The following is a 13,229-nucleotide window of genomic DNA, read 5'->3' as shown; positions in this document are numbered from 1 at the left end:
TCGCGGCGGCGCGTCCCGAAGCCGTCCGAACACCGCTCCCCTGCCCGGTTCAGCGCGTCTGGGAGAGCCACGCGGCGTGCATCGCCGCGTACGGCCCCTCCTGCCCGAGGAGCGCGGCATGGTGCCCCACCTGCACGACGCGGCCCTCGTCGACCACGACCACGACGTCCGCCGCCTCGGCCGTCGACAGCCGGTGGGCGATCGTGAGGGTGCCGCGCCCCGCGGTGAGCTGGTCCAGCGCCCGCGCGATCCGGACCTCGGTGGCCGGGTCGACCGCGCTCGTCGCCTCGTCGAGGACGAGGTAGTCGGCGTCGGCGAGGTGGGCGCGGGCGAGGGCCACGAGCTGCCGCTCCCCCGCGGAGAGGCGCTCACCGCGCTGGCCGACGTCGGCGTGCAGGCCGCCGGGCAGCGCCTCGAGCCAGTCCTCCAGACCCAGGTCGGCGAAGGCGCGTCCCGCCGCGCGGTCGCGCGCCGCGGCGTCGTCGTCCGCGAACACGTCGCGGGCGCCGTAGGCGACGTTCTCCGCGAGCGTCCCGTCGAAGAGGAAGCCCTCCTGCGGGACGAGCACGACGCGGTGGCGCAGGCTCCGCAGGCTGATGTCGCGCAGGTCCACGCCGTCGAGCTCGACGTGGCCCGACACCGGGTCCGCCATGCGGGTGAGCAGCTTCGCGAGGGTCGTCTTGCCCGAACCGGTCCGGCCCACGACGGCGACCTTCGCCTGGCGCGGCAGCTCCAGCTCCACGTCGCGCAGGACCAGCGGGCCGCCGGGGTAGGCGTACGACACGTCGCGGAGGGCGAAGGCGGCGGGCCCGCGCGGGCTGTCGACGGCGTCGGGCCCGTCGGTGACCTCCGCCTCGGTGTCGATGACGCCGATGACGCGGCGCCACCCCGCCAACGCGTTCTGGAGCTCGTTGAGGATCTCCGTCGCCATCTGGACGGGGCCGGTGAAGAGCTGGACCAGGAAGAGGAACGCGAGCAGCTGCCCGACGCTCAGCCCTCCGTCGACCCCGAGCAGCGTGCCGACGACGACGACGGCGGCGAGCACGGCGTTCGCGACGAGGACGCCGCTGGAGAAGACGAGCGCGACGCGGGTCTGGGCGCGGACCATGGCGTCCCGGGTCGCGCGCACCGCCCGGTCGATCGAGCGCTGCGTGCGGGCGCCCACACCGTACGCGCGGATCGTCTCCGCACCCACGACCGACTCCGAGATGGCGCCGAGCATGGCGCCGACCTTGACGCGCACCTGCGCGTACGCGTCGCTGACGCGCCGCTGCGCCGGTCGCAGCAGGAGGATGAGCGGCACGAACGACGCCCAGACGACGAGCGTCAGCTGCCAGGAGTAGACGAGCATGAGGACCGTCGCCACCGCGATCTGCAGCACCGAGACGAGCAGCATGATCCCGCCCCACTGCACGAACAGCGAGATGGTGTCGACGTCGCTCGTCACGCGGGAGACGAGGCTCCCGCGGCGCTCCGTGTTCTGCGTCAGCGACGACAGGTCGTGCACGTGACGGAACGCCCGCGTGCGCAGCTGCGCCAGGCCCGCCTCGCTGGAGCGGAAGAGCCGCACGTTGACCAGCGCCGACGCGACGCCGGCGAGGACGAGGCAGGCGGCCGCTCCGGCCACGAGGAGCCCCACGCGGCCGGTGTCCGGCCCACCCGCGCCGAGGATGCCGGTGTCCACCGTCTGCTGGACGGCGATCGGCACGACGACCCGTCCGCCCGCGGCGACGAGCGCGAGCAGGACGGTCAGGGTCAGCCCGTCGAGCAGCTGCGGCGAGATCCGCACGCCGCGACGCAGGGTCGCCCAGGGTCCGAGCGCACTCGTGGTCTCCAGGCGGACGCCGTCCGCGGTCGCCGTGCCCGGGCCCCGCGCCCCTCGGGCGCCCGTCGTCGCGCTGCTCATCGGGCCTCCTCCAGCGCCTCGGCGCGCCGCGCCGACTCCTGCAGGTAGGCGGTCGCGAGCTCGCGGTACCCGGGGTCACGGCGGAGCAGGTCCTCGTGGGTCCCCCGGTCCACGACGGTCCCGCCGTCGAGGTGGACGACCTCGTCGGCGAGCAGGACCGACGCCATCCGGTAGGCGACCATGACGACCGTCGCCCCGGCACCGTCGGTGCGCCGGAAGCCGGCGAGGATCTCCTGCTCCACGCGGGGGTCGACGGCCGAGGTCGCGTCGTCGAGGACGAGCAGGCGCGGCCGGCGCACCAGGGCCCGCGCGATCGCGATGCGCTGGCGCTGGCCCCCCGAGAGGTTGGCGCCGCGCTCACCGAGCGGCGCGTCCAGCCCGTCGGGCAGGGCTCGGACGACGTCGTCGACGCGCGCCAGGCGCAGCGCCGCCCACACCGCCTCGTCGTCGGGGGCGTCCGGGTCGTCGGCGTCCGCGAGCGTGACGTTCGCGCGCACGGTGTCCTCGAAGAGGAAGGCGTTCTGGGCGACGAGGGCGACCTGGCGGGTGAGGTCCTCGGCGGCGACGTCGCGCAGGTCGGCCCCGTCCAGGAGGACCCGGCCGGTCGAGGGGTCCTGCAGGCGGCTCAGGAGGGACACGAGCGTCGTCTTCCCGGCGCCCGTCGCGCCGACGACGGCGACCGTGCTGCCGGGCCGGACCTCGAGCGTGACGTCGTGCAGCAGGTGCGCGGGGCCGGTCGGTCCGTCCACCTGCACGCCGACGTCCTCCATGCGGACCGCCAGGCCGGTGCCGCCGCCGGGGAGGGGGCGGCGACCGGGCGCCAGCTCGCCCTCGGCGTCGAGCACGCGGGCGATGCGGTCGTGGCCGACGAGCCCGCGCGGGAGCTCGCCGAGGACCCAGCCGAACGCGCGCACGGGCACGGCCATGAGGGTCAGCAGGTAGGCCGCCGAGACGATGCCACCGGTGTCGACCGCCCCCGCCGCCGCGCGGTTCGCGCCGACGAGCAGGACGAGGAGGGTGCCGAGGCTCGGCAGCAGGTCGATGACGGGGTCGAACACGGCGCGGATGGTGCCGACGCGGACGTTGGCGGCACGCAGGGTGTGGGCGCGCTCGGAGAACCGCTCGGCCTCGCGGTCCTCGGTGCCGAGCGACTTGACCAGCAGGGCCGCCTCGAAGCTCTCGTGCGCGACGTCCGCCACCTCCGCCCGGAGCTGCTGCGCGCGCGTGGCGGCCGGGGACATGTACCGCTGGAAGACGAAGTTCGCGAGGACCGCCAGCGGCAGCACCGCGAGGGCCGTCACCGCGATCCACGGGTCGACGGCGAAGAGCGCCACCGCCGCGACGAGGATCATCGCCACGACGCCGATGGCGAACGGCAGCGGGTTGAACACCCCGGTCGCCGCCTCGACGTCCGAGCTCGCGTTGGACAGCAGCTGGCCCGTCGGGTGCGCGCGGTGCCAGGACATGGGCAGCCGGACGTACTGGCGGGTGACCGCTCGGCGGTGGTCCGCCTGGATGTCCGCGTAGCCGATGCCGGCGAAGATGCGCCGGCCCGCGACGGACAGCGCCAGGGTGACGGCGACGCCGACGAGCGCGAGGCCGGCCCACCCGAGCCGCCCCCGGGCCAGGGCGTCGCCCTCCAGCGCCGGCACGACGACGGCGTCCGTCGCCCAGCCGAGGAGCTGGCTCACCGCGACGGTGAGGGCTCCGAACAGCGCCGAGGTGATGACCGCGAGGACGTACGTGCGCGGCTGGGAGGCCATGCCGCGGCCGATGAGGTGCAGGGACCGCCGGACGGTGCCGCCGGTCAGCGCCGCGGGCCGGCCGGCGCGGGGCACCGACCTGCTGGGCTGGGAGCGCGCGCGCACACGGGTCCTTCCTGACGAGGGGGTCGAAACGATTCTTGCACGCACCGCAAGAAGCGTCCGGTCCGCGCTCAGCGACTGCTCCGGCCGGGCTCGGCCGCGCGCCTCCACCCCCGACGGGCCGTTCTCAGGTCGGCGGTCGACGTGCGTGCGAGCATGACCGGCATGTCGTGGCACCCCCTGGAACGCGCCGCCGTCGTCGCGGCCCTGCGCGAGGCCGGGCCCGGCGCACCCACCCTCTGCGACGGCTGGCGGACGGAGCAGCTCGCCGCCCACCTCGTCCTGCGGGAGCGCGACCCGCTCACCGCCGCGGGCGTCGTCGTGCCGCCGCTGGCGGCCCGGACGGAGCGCCGCACGCAGGAGGTCGGTGCGCGCGCGGCGACCCCCGCGGCCTGGGAGGCGCTGCTGCACCGGCTCGCCGAGGGCCCGCCCGTCTGGAGCCCGCTGCGGTGGGCGGGCGACCCGGCGCAGCTCGCGGAGTACTTCGTGCACACCGAGGACGTGCGCCGTGGCGGTGCCGACGGGCGAGCCGTGCCGGGACGCCCCCGGGAGGCCCGGCACACGGCGGCGCTGTGGACGGCACTGCGCCGGATGGCGCCGTTGCTGCTGGGCCGTGCGCCCGTCCCCGTGGTGCTGACCGACGGCGACCAGGTCCTGCGGGCGGGGCCCCGTGGGGACGCTCCTGCCACGGTGCACGGTGACGTCGGCGAGCTGCTGCTGTGGGCCTACGAGCGCCCCGCGGTCGCGCACGTCGAGGTGACCGGGAGCCCGGAACAGCTCGCCGCGCTGGAGGCGTTCCGCCCCCAGTCCTCGTGACGGCTTGACGCAGCGCGGGTCGTGGGGACCGCGCGTCCGGCGTGCGTCAGCGGACGGGGACGTCCGCGTCGCGCAGGGCCGCCTTGACGTCGCCGACGGTCAGCACGCCGAAGTGGAACACGCTCGCCGCGAGCAGCGCGTCGGCGCCGGCCCGGGCGGCCTGGACGAAGTGCTCGACCGTCCCGGCGCCGCCGCTGGCGATGAGCGGCACCTGCACCTCCCGGCGCACGTCCGCGAGCATCTGCAGGTCGAAGCCGTCCTTGGTGCCGTCGGCGTCCATGGAGTTGAGGAGCACCTCACCGGCGCCGAGCTCGACCGCCTGACGGGCCCAGGCCACCGCGTCGATCCCCGTGCCGCGCCGTCCGCCGTGCGTGGTGACCTCGTAGCCGGACGGCGTGGGCGGCCCGTCGACCACGCGGCGCGCGTCCAGGGACAGCACGAGCACCTGGCTGCCGAAGCGCCGGGCGATTTCGGAGATGAGCTGCGGCCGGGCGATCGCCGCCGTGTTGACGCCCACCTTGTCGGCGCCCGCCCGCAGGAGCCGGTCGACGTCCTCGGTGGTGCGGACGCCGCCGCCGACCGTCAGCGGCACGAAGATCTCCTCGGCCGTCCTGCTCACGATGTCGTAGGTGGTGCTGCGGTCCGACGACGACGCCGACACGTCGAGGAACGTGATCTCGTCGGCGCCCTCGAGGTCGTAGCGGCGCGCCAGCCCGACGGGGTCACCGGCGTCCTGCAGGTCCTGGAAGTTGACGCCCTTGACCACACGGCCCGCGTCGACGTCCAGGCACGGGATGACCCGGACCGCGACAGCCATCAGCTCTCCACCTCCGTCGGGCCGCCCCGGGCGGCGAGGATGTCCACCACGAACACGAGGGTCTCGTCGGCGAGCTCGGTGTCCCCGGCGCCGAAGCCCAGGCGCGGCGGGACGACCAGCAGCACCTGCGACCCGACCGTCTGCTCCACGAGACCCAGGTCCCAGCCCGGCAGGACCGAGTTGACCCCGATGGGGAACGGTGTGGGGAGCTCGCCGTCGTCCCAGCTGGAGTCGAAGACGGTGCCGTCGGACCACGTCACGCCCTTGTACTGGACGATGATCACCTGGCCGGGCTGCACCTGGGGGCCCGAGCCGCGCAGCAGCGGCTGCACCACGAGGTCCTCCGGCGGTGCCGTCGGGGGCACCTCGATCTCGGGCTCGCCGTCGTCCGCCAGCGTGACGGTGGGCAGACCCTCGCGGGGCTCGACGGGCTCGCCCGACGCGCGGGTCGGCAGGATGTCGTAGACGGCGACGGTCGGACCGCCACGGTCGCCCTCCGGGGGCACGAGGTGGAGGATGCGCGACCCGACGGTCCTGCCCTGCAGGGCGTCGTGGATGGCCACGCCGAGCGACTCGGCGCTCAGCAGGTACGGCTTCGGCTCGGAGGAGTAGGTCTCCCCCACCACCGTGCCGTCCGAGCCGTCCTCGGCGTAGTAGTCGACGAGCACCGGCTCGCCGTCGACGAGCTCGGGCCCGTCGCCCTCGGCGAGCACCTCCACGGTCGGCTCGGCGACGACGAGGGGCGTCTCGTAGACGAGGTCGGGAGCGCTGCCGGCCTCGCCCTGCACGGTGACCTCGCCCGTCGGCTCCGGCTCGGTGGTGCACGCGGCCAGGCCCACGACGAGCGCGAGCACGACCGTGGTCACGGCGGGTCGACGGCGCACGCGTGGCCTCCTGCGGGTGGTCGTGACGGCGGGCACGGTCAGGAACTGTACGGGGTCCGGCTGCGCGCCGGCTGGGTGGTCGACGGCATGGTCGACGGCGCCGGGACGGCGGCCGACCGGCGGCGTCGGCGGCCGGCGCGGACCCGGTCGGGCGGTCCGCCGGCGCCGGTCACATCGACTCCAGGAGCCTCTCGACGCGCTCGTCCACGCTGCGGAAGGGGTCCTTGCAGAGCACGGTCCGCTGGGCCTGGTCGTTGAGCTTCAGGTGCACCCAGTCGACGGTGTAGTCCCGCCGCGCCTCCTGCGCACGGCGCACGAAGTCCCCACGGAGCTTCGCCCGGGTCGTCTGGGGCGGCACCGCCGTGGCCTCGAAGGTGTCCAGGTCCGTGACGACCCGCTCGACCATGCCGCGGGCGGCCAGGAGGTTGTACAGCCCCTCGGTGCGGGAGATGTCGTGGTAGGCCAGGTCGAGCCGGGCCACCCGCGGGTCGTCGAGCCCGAGGTCGTGCTTGGCGCGGTACCGCTCGATGAGCCGGTGCTTGATCACCCAGTCCAGCTCGCGGTCGACGAGCGACAGGTCGCCGGTGCGCAGGGCACGCAGGCCCCGCTCCCACAGGTCGAGCGTGCGCTTGATGACGTCGGTCGGCTCCACGGACTGGGCCACGAACTCCTGGACCCGCCCGAGGTACTCCTCCTGGATGTCGATGGCGGTCGCGGTGCGACCGCTGGTCAGGCGCACCTGCGCGTGTCCCGACATGTCGTGGCTGATCTCCCGGATCGCGCGCATGGGGTTCTCGAGACCGATCTCCCGCATCGGGACGCCGGCCTCGACCAGCCGCAGGACGAGGTCCGTCGCGCCGGTCTTGAGCAGCGTCGTGGGCTCCGCCATCGAGGAGTCGCCGACGATGACGTGCAGCCGGCGGTAGGACTCGGCGTCCGCGTGCGGCTCGTCGCGCGTGTTGATGATGGGGCGCGACCTCGTCGTGGCGCTCGAGACCGACTCCCAGATGTGGTCCGCGCGCTGGGAGAGGCAGTACACGGCGCCGCGCGGCGTGGGCAGGACCTTCCCGGCGCCGGTGAGGACCTGGCGAGTGATGAGGAACGGGACGAGGACGTCGGCGAGCCGGCCGAAGTCGCCCTGGCGCCGCACCAGGTAGTTCTCGTGGCACCCGTAGGAGTTCCCGGCCGAGTCGGTGTTGTTCTTGAACAGGTGGATCCGCCCCGGCAGGCCCTCGTGCTCCAGCCGCTGCTGGGCGTCGGCCACGAGCCCCTCGAGGATCCGCTCCCCACCCCGGTCGTGGGCGACGAGGTCCCGGATGTCGTCGCACTCGGCGGTGGCGTACTCGGGGTGCGAGCCCACGTCGAGGTACAGCCGCGACCCGTTGCGCAGGAACACGTTGGACGAGCGGCCCCACGCGACGACCTTGCGGAACAGGTAGCGCGCGACCTCGTCCGCCGACAGCCCCCGGCCGGTGTCGACCGCGCACGTGACGCCGTACTCGGTCTCCAGGCCGAAGATCCGGCGGTCCACGCGTCAGCCCTCGCCCACGTCGGCGGCCAGGAGGTCGGCGAGCAGCACGGCCGGCAGGCGGCGGAAGGCCCGGCGCGGGCGTGTCCGGTCCAGGACCGCGACCTCGAGCTGTGCCGGCTCCAGCACGCGGACGGGTCCCTCCGGCTGCGTCCCGAGGACGTCGACGGCGAGGCTCACGACCTCGGCGAGGGCCATGCCCGGGCGCCACCCCTCCTCGAGCCGCTCGGCGAGCAGCTCCGCCTGACCGCCGAGGACGACGTGTCCGCGCTCGTCCGCGACCGATCCGTCGTACGACAGGCGGTAGACCTGGTCCTCGTCGGCCGAGTCGCCGACCTCCGCGACGACGAGCTCGACCTCGAGCGGCTTGGACTCGGTCGTGAAGACGGTGCCGAGCGTCTGGGCGTAGGCGTTGGCGAGCCCGCGGGCGGTGACGTCCGAGCGGTCGTAGGAGTAGCCGCGCAGGTCGGCGTAGCGCACGCCGGCGACCCGCAGGTTCTCGAACTCGTTGTACTTGCCGACCGCCGCGAAGGCGATGCGGTCGTAGATCTCCGAGATCTTGTGCAGGGCCCGCGAGGGGTTCTCGGTGGCGAACGCGATGCCGTCGTCGTACGCCACGACGACCACCGACCGGCCGCGCGCGATCCCCTTGCGCGCGTAGTCCGCCCGGTCCTTCATGAGCTGCTCGGGCGAGACGTAGAACGGCATGGTCATGTCGGCTCCCCCGCTCCCTCGGTGCGCTGCCGGAGGGCGTCGACCTCGCGGCAGACGTCCGCGAGGTCGGCGTCCGGCACCCGCAGGTACCCGGACGCCGTCACCGTCGCGACGACGGGGTAGATCCGCCGCAGCGTGTCGGGCCCGCCCGTGGCCGAGTCGTCGTCCGCGGCGTCGACCAGGGCGTGCACCGCGGTGCGGATCGCCTCGGGCACGCCCATGCCGGGGCGCCACAGCTTCTTCAGGGAGCCGCGGGCGAAGACCGAGCCGGAACCGACGGCGTGGTGCTCCCGCTCCTCGTACCGACCGCCCGTCACGTCGAACGAGAAGATCCGCCCGGTGCCCGCGTCCAGGTCGTACCCGCCGAAGAGCGGGACGACCGCGAGGCCTTGCATGGCCATCCCGAGGCTTCCCCGCACCATGGTCGCGAGCCGGTTCGCCTTGCCCTCCAGCGAGAGGAGCGAGCCCTCGATCTTCTCGTAGTGCTCCAGCTCGAGCTGGAAGAGCCGGACGAGCTCCAGGGCGAGCCCGGCCGTGCCGGCGATGCCCACGGCGGAGTACTCGTCGGCCGGGAACACCTTCTCGATCGTGCGGCTGGCGATCATCGACCCGGCCGTCGCGCGCCGGTCGCCGGCCATGACGACGCCGCCGTCGAAGGCGAGCGCGACGATCGTCGTGCCGTGCGGCGCGCTCACCTCACCGGCAGGCACGGCGCGCGCGCCCGGCAGCAGGCTCGGGTCGTGCGCGGCGAGGAAGTCCAGGAACGACGACGTGCCCGTCATCCGGAAGGCAGGCGGCAGTGCTCCGTGCAGGTCGGTCATCGCGGCTCACTGACCGCCCTTCTGCACGAACCCGCGCACGAACGACTCCGCGTTGGACTCGAGCACCTCGTCGATCTCCTCCAGCAGGGAGTCCACCTCGGCGTCGCGCGCCTGGGTGCTGGGGGCCGCCGACGCGGGCGGGTTCTCGGGCGGTCCGGCTGGTTCCGCGTCCTCGTGACGACGCTGGACGTGCTCCTGGTCGGCCATGGTGACCTCCTGCCTCCTCCCCGGCGGGCCGGGGACGGTCGGGACACTGTCGATCCTAGGCATGCGCACCGACACCTGGCCTGCGTGTCCGCACACCGGTGCGCCGTCGTGGTCCGTTCGAGGGGCCCACCGGTCAGCGGGCCCTCAGGTCGGCGTCAGCGGGCCGCCGGTGCCAACCGTGCCACGAGCTCACCGGCGTCGGCGCACTCCTCGAGCAGCGCCCCCACGTGCGCGCGCGTGCCGCGCCACGGGTCCCGCAGCGGGATCCGCTGCAGGGTCGCCAGGCCGGGCACGTCCAGGACGACCGAGTCCCAGCTCGCGGCGCGCACCTGGGGGCCGTACCGGCTCACCACCGTGCCCCGGAAGTAGGCGCGCGTGTCGGTGGGCGGCTCCGTGACCGCCGCCTGGACCTCCGTCGGGTCGACCAGCCGCTCGACCGCGCCTGCCGCGAGCAGCCGGTGGTACAGCCCGCGCTCCGGACGCACGTCCGACCACTGGATGTCCATGGCCTCGAGCCGGGGGTGGTCCCACGCGAGGTGGTCCCGCCGCCGCATCCCGTCGAGCAGCCGCAGCTTCGCGACCCACTCGACCTCGCGGGCGCAGAGACGCGGGTCCTCGGCGAGGCGCGTCAGCACCGAGTCCCATCGCTCCAGCACGGACCGGGTCTCCTCGTCGAGGTCGGCCCCGACGGCGGCGCGTACGGCCTCGAGGTACACCCGCTGGATCTCCAGCGCCGTGAGCCGGCGGCCGTCCGCCAGCGTCAGGCGGTGGGTGAGCGCGAGGTCGCGGCTCACCTCGCGCACCTCCGCGACCGGGTCCGCGAGGGCGACCTCGGCCACCGTGCCGAGCAGGTCCGGTCGCGCCTGCGCCGCCTCGACGAGCCAGAGCACCAGGGACGCCGTGCCGAGCCGGAGCCACGTGGCCACCTCGAGCATCGTGGCGTCCCCGATGATGAGGTGGAGCCGGCGCCAGCGCGTGCGGTCCGCGTGCGGCTCGTCGCGGGTGTTCACGATCGGCCGCCGCAGTGTCGTCTCCAGGCCCACCTCCGCCTCGATGTAGTCCGCCCGCTGGGAGAGCTGGAACCCGGCGGACTGCCCCGCCTGGCCCAGGCCGACGCGGCCGGCCCCGGTGAACACCTGCCGGGTGACGAGGAACGGGATGAGAGCGGCCGACAGGACGTCGAACGGGACCGCGCGGTCGACGAGGTAGTTCTCGTGCGTGCCGTAGGAGGCGCCCTTGCCGTCGACGTTGTTCTTGTAGAGGACCACGTCGGGCATCCCGGGTGTGCCCGCGAGCGCTCGGACCGCCTGGAGGGCCACCTCCTCGCCCGCCTTGTCCCAGACGACGCCGGCGCGGGGCCCGGTCACCTCCGGGCTGGAGTACTCCGGGTGGGCGTGGTCGACGTAGAACCGGGCGCCGTTGCTCAGGATGGTGGTGGCGGCCCCCGGGTCGTCGTACTCCTCCACGAGGGGCCGCTCGCGGTGCGTGGCTCCGAGCCGGGGCCCCGCCGCGTCGTCCCAGCCGGCGGCGTCGTCGTCGGCGGTCGCGTCGCCCGAGGGGGCGGGCTGGGACGGGTCGTCGGTGAGCATCGAGGGGTGCGCGGCCGCGCGCTGCAGGCGGAAGCCGCGGGCGTCGGCCAGCGGGTCCTCGTCCTCGTAGTCCCAGCGCGCCCGCCCTGCCCCGGCTGCGAGCGCCGCGTACGCGGAGACGACGGTGCTGGACAGCAGCATCGGGTTGGCCTGCGGCCGCCCGGGTTCCACGATGCCGAACTCGGTCTCGATCCCCATCACCCGGCGCACGGTCACCCCGTCAGCGTAGGTCAGCGCCAGGCGGCCCGGGCTCGCTCGGGTCCGGTCGGGCTCGGCCGGCCGCACCCTCCGGCCGGGACCCGCGAGAGCAGGTCAGAGGTACTGGCCGGTGGGCGTCATCGTCTCGATCGAGCGGTGGGCCTCCTTGCCGCCCTTGCCCTGGACGATCGTGCGGATGAAGACGATCCGCTCGCCCTTCTTGCCGGAGATCCGTGCCCAGTCGTCCGGGTTGGTCGTGTTCGGCAGGTCCTCGTTCTCCTTGAACTCGTCCACGCACGCCGCCAGCAGGTGGTCCACCCGGATGCCGCGGGTGCCCGTGGCGAGGAACTCCTTGATCGCGGACTTCTTCGCGCGGTCCACGACGTTCTGGATCATCGCGCCGGAGCTGAAGTCCTTGAAGTACAGGACCTCCTTGTCCCCCGAGGCGTACGTGACCTCGAGGAACTCGTTCTCCGACGTCTCCGCGTACATGCGCTCGACCGTCCGCTGGATCATGGCGTCGACGGCGGCCGACGCGTCGCCGCCGTGCTCGGCGAGGTCGTCGGGGTGCAGCGGCAGGTCCGGCGTCAGGTACTTGGTGAAGATGTCGCGCGCGGCCTCGGCGTCCGGCCGCTCGATCTTGATCTTCACGTCGAGGCGTCCGGGACGGAGGATGGCGGGGTCGATCATGTCCTCGCGGTTGGAGGCACCGATGACGATGACGTTGTCGAGCCGCTCGACGCCGTCGATCTCGCTGAGCAGCTGCGGCACGACCGTCGTCTCCACGTCGCTGGAGACGCCGGTCCCGCGGGTGCGGAACAGCGACTCCATCTCGTCGAAGAAGACGACCACGGGGGTCCCCTGGGAGGCCTTCTCGCGGGCCCGGGCGAAGATCAGCCGGATGTGCCGCTCGGTCTCGCCGACGTACTTGTTGAGCAGCTCGGGGCCCTTGACGTTGAGGAAGTAGCTCGTCCCGGCCGGCACGGACGTCCCGTCCGGTCCCACCGTGGTGCGGGTCTGCGCGAGGGAGCGCGCCACCGCCTTCGCGATGAGGGTCTTGCCGCACCCGGGCGGGCCGTAGAGCAGGACGCCCTTGGGCGGGCGCAGCCCGTGCTCCCGGTACAGGTCCGGGTGGTTGAACGGCAGCTCCACGGCGTCCTTGATCTGCTCGATCTGCGAGGTGAGGCCGCCGATGTCCGTGTAGTCGATGTCCGGCACCTCCTCGAGGACGAGCTCCTCGACCTCGGCCCGCGGGATGCGCTCGAAGACGAAGCCGGTCCGCGACTCGACCGTCAGCGCGTCACCCACCCGCAGGGGCCCGTCCAGCACCTGGCCCGCGAGCCGGACGACCCGCTCCTCGTCGGCACGGCCGACCACCAGCGCGCGGCCGCCCTCGAGCAGCTCCTTCACCGTGACGATCTCGCCGACGTTCTCGTAGGCGCCCGCCTCGACGACGGTCATCGCCTCGTTGAGCTTGACCTCCTGCCCGGGCCGCAACGTCCCGAGCTCCACCTGCGGCGCCACCTGCAGCTGCATCTTGCGCCCGGAGGAGATGACCTCCGCGGTCCCGTCCCCACGCGCCTCGAGGAAGGTGGCGAAGGTGGCGGGCGGACGGCCCAGCTCGTCCAGCTGCTCCTGCATCTCGGCGAGCTTCTCGCGGGCCTGGCGCAGCGCGTCGGCGAGCCGCTCGTTCTTCGCGGCGAGGAGGGCCAGCTGTCGGGCGTCGTCGGCGGCGCGGCGCCGCTCGGCGTAGTGCTCGGAGGTGCTGGGCACGGTTCCGGAGGACGGCAGGGCGGACGGCGTGGTCGGCGAGCCCACGGCGGGACGGTCCGGGCCCGCGGCGTGCCGGTTCTCGTGCTCAGGCGTCTGGCTCATGGTGCCTCC

The 13,229-nt window shown here is 74.1% G+C and carries 11 protein-coding genes; 1 reads left to right on the top strand and 10 read right to left on the bottom strand.

Annotated features, from left to right (window positions below; translation table 11 throughout):
• Positions 1 to 49 precede the first annotated feature (49 nt).
• Both LG379_RS09480 and LG379_RS09475 read right to left on the bottom strand, forming a co-directional pair.
• Positions 50 to 1,906 (bottom strand): ABC transporter ATP-binding protein, encoded by a 1,857-nt coding sequence (locus LG379_RS09480; RefSeq protein ID WP_225754308.1) that lies wholly within the window; start codon positions 1,904 to 1,906, stop codon positions 50 to 52.
• Positions 1,903 to 3,669, bottom strand: coding sequence for an ABC transporter ATP-binding protein (locus LG379_RS09475; RefSeq protein WP_225754926.1), 1,767 nt, complete (start codon positions 3,667 to 3,669; stop codon positions 1,903 to 1,905). Before LG379_RS09475 ends, LG379_RS09480 begins: the two co-directional genes overlap by 4 nt.
• 267 nt (positions 3,670 to 3,936) lie before the next feature.
• On the opposite strand from LG379_RS09475, the gene LG379_RS09470 reads away from it, so the two are divergent.
• The gene (locus LG379_RS09470; protein ID WP_225754307.1) at positions 3,937 to 4,587 is read left to right on the top strand and encodes a TIGR03085 family metal-binding protein; all 651 of its coding nucleotides are present in this window, start codon (positions 3,937 to 3,939) and stop codon (positions 4,585 to 4,587) included.
• Between the two features lie 46 nt (positions 4,588 to 4,633).
• On the opposite strand, the gene hisF is transcribed toward LG379_RS09470, so the two are convergent.
• The 8 genes from hisF to arc all read right to left on the bottom strand — a co-directional run bounded on the left by hisF (position 4,634) and on the right by arc (position 13,220).
• Positions 4,634 to 5,404, bottom strand: coding sequence for an imidazole glycerol phosphate synthase subunit HisF (gene hisF, locus LG379_RS09465; RefSeq protein WP_225754306.1), 771 nt, complete (start codon positions 5,402 to 5,404; stop codon positions 4,634 to 4,636).
• On the bottom strand, positions 5,404 to 6,288 hold the full coding sequence (locus LG379_RS09460; RefSeq protein WP_225754305.1) for an FKBP-type peptidyl-prolyl cis-trans isomerase: 885 nt from the start codon (positions 6,286 to 6,288) through the stop codon (positions 5,404 to 5,406). Before LG379_RS09460 ends, hisF begins: the two co-directional genes overlap by 1 nt.
• Before the next feature lie 169 nt (positions 6,289 to 6,457).
• A complete protein-coding gene (gene pafA, locus LG379_RS09455) occupies positions 6,458 to 7,819 on the bottom strand; it encodes a Pup--protein ligase (protein WP_225754304.1) in 1,362 nt (453 codons plus the stop codon).
• A 3-nt stretch (positions 7,820 to 7,822) separates the two neighbouring features.
• The gene (gene prcA / locus LG379_RS09450) at positions 7,823 to 8,530 is read right to left on the bottom strand and encodes a proteasome subunit alpha (RefSeq protein ID WP_225754303.1); all 708 of its coding nucleotides are present in this window, start codon (positions 8,528 to 8,530) and stop codon (positions 7,823 to 7,825) included.
• The gene (prcB, locus tag LG379_RS09445) at positions 8,527 to 9,351 is read right to left on the bottom strand and encodes a proteasome subunit beta (protein WP_225754302.1); all 825 of its coding nucleotides are present in this window, start codon (positions 9,349 to 9,351) and stop codon (positions 8,527 to 8,529) included. The genes prcA and prcB overlap by 4 nt, the downstream gene beginning before the upstream one ends.
• A gap of 6 nt (positions 9,352 to 9,357) precedes the next feature.
• The gene (locus LG379_RS09440) at positions 9,358 to 9,558 is read right to left on the bottom strand and encodes a ubiquitin-like protein Pup (RefSeq protein WP_225754301.1); all 201 of its coding nucleotides are present in this window, start codon (positions 9,556 to 9,558) and stop codon (positions 9,358 to 9,360) included.
• Positions 9,559 to 9,713: 155 nt separating this feature from the next.
• Positions 9,714 to 11,363, bottom strand: a complete 1,650-nt coding sequence (gene dop / locus LG379_RS09435) for a depupylase/deamidase Dop (RefSeq protein ID WP_225754300.1) — start codon at positions 11,361 to 11,363, stop codon at positions 9,714 to 9,716.
• A gap of 96 nt (positions 11,364 to 11,459) precedes the next feature.
• Positions 11,460 to 13,220 carry a proteasome ATPase gene (gene arc, locus LG379_RS09430; protein WP_225754299.1) on the bottom strand — a complete coding sequence of 587 codons (1,761 nt, stop codon included), beginning with the start codon at positions 13,218 to 13,220 and terminating at the stop codon, positions 11,460 to 11,462.
• Between the last annotated feature and the right edge of the window lie 9 nt (positions 13,221 to 13,229).

Source organism: Actinotalea sp. Marseille-Q4924 (assembly GCF_916618755.1).
Lineage (GTDB): Bacteria > Actinomycetota > Actinomycetes > Actinomycetales > Cellulomonadaceae > Actinotalea.
This window is presented reverse-complemented; position numbering and strand designations above follow the sequence as displayed.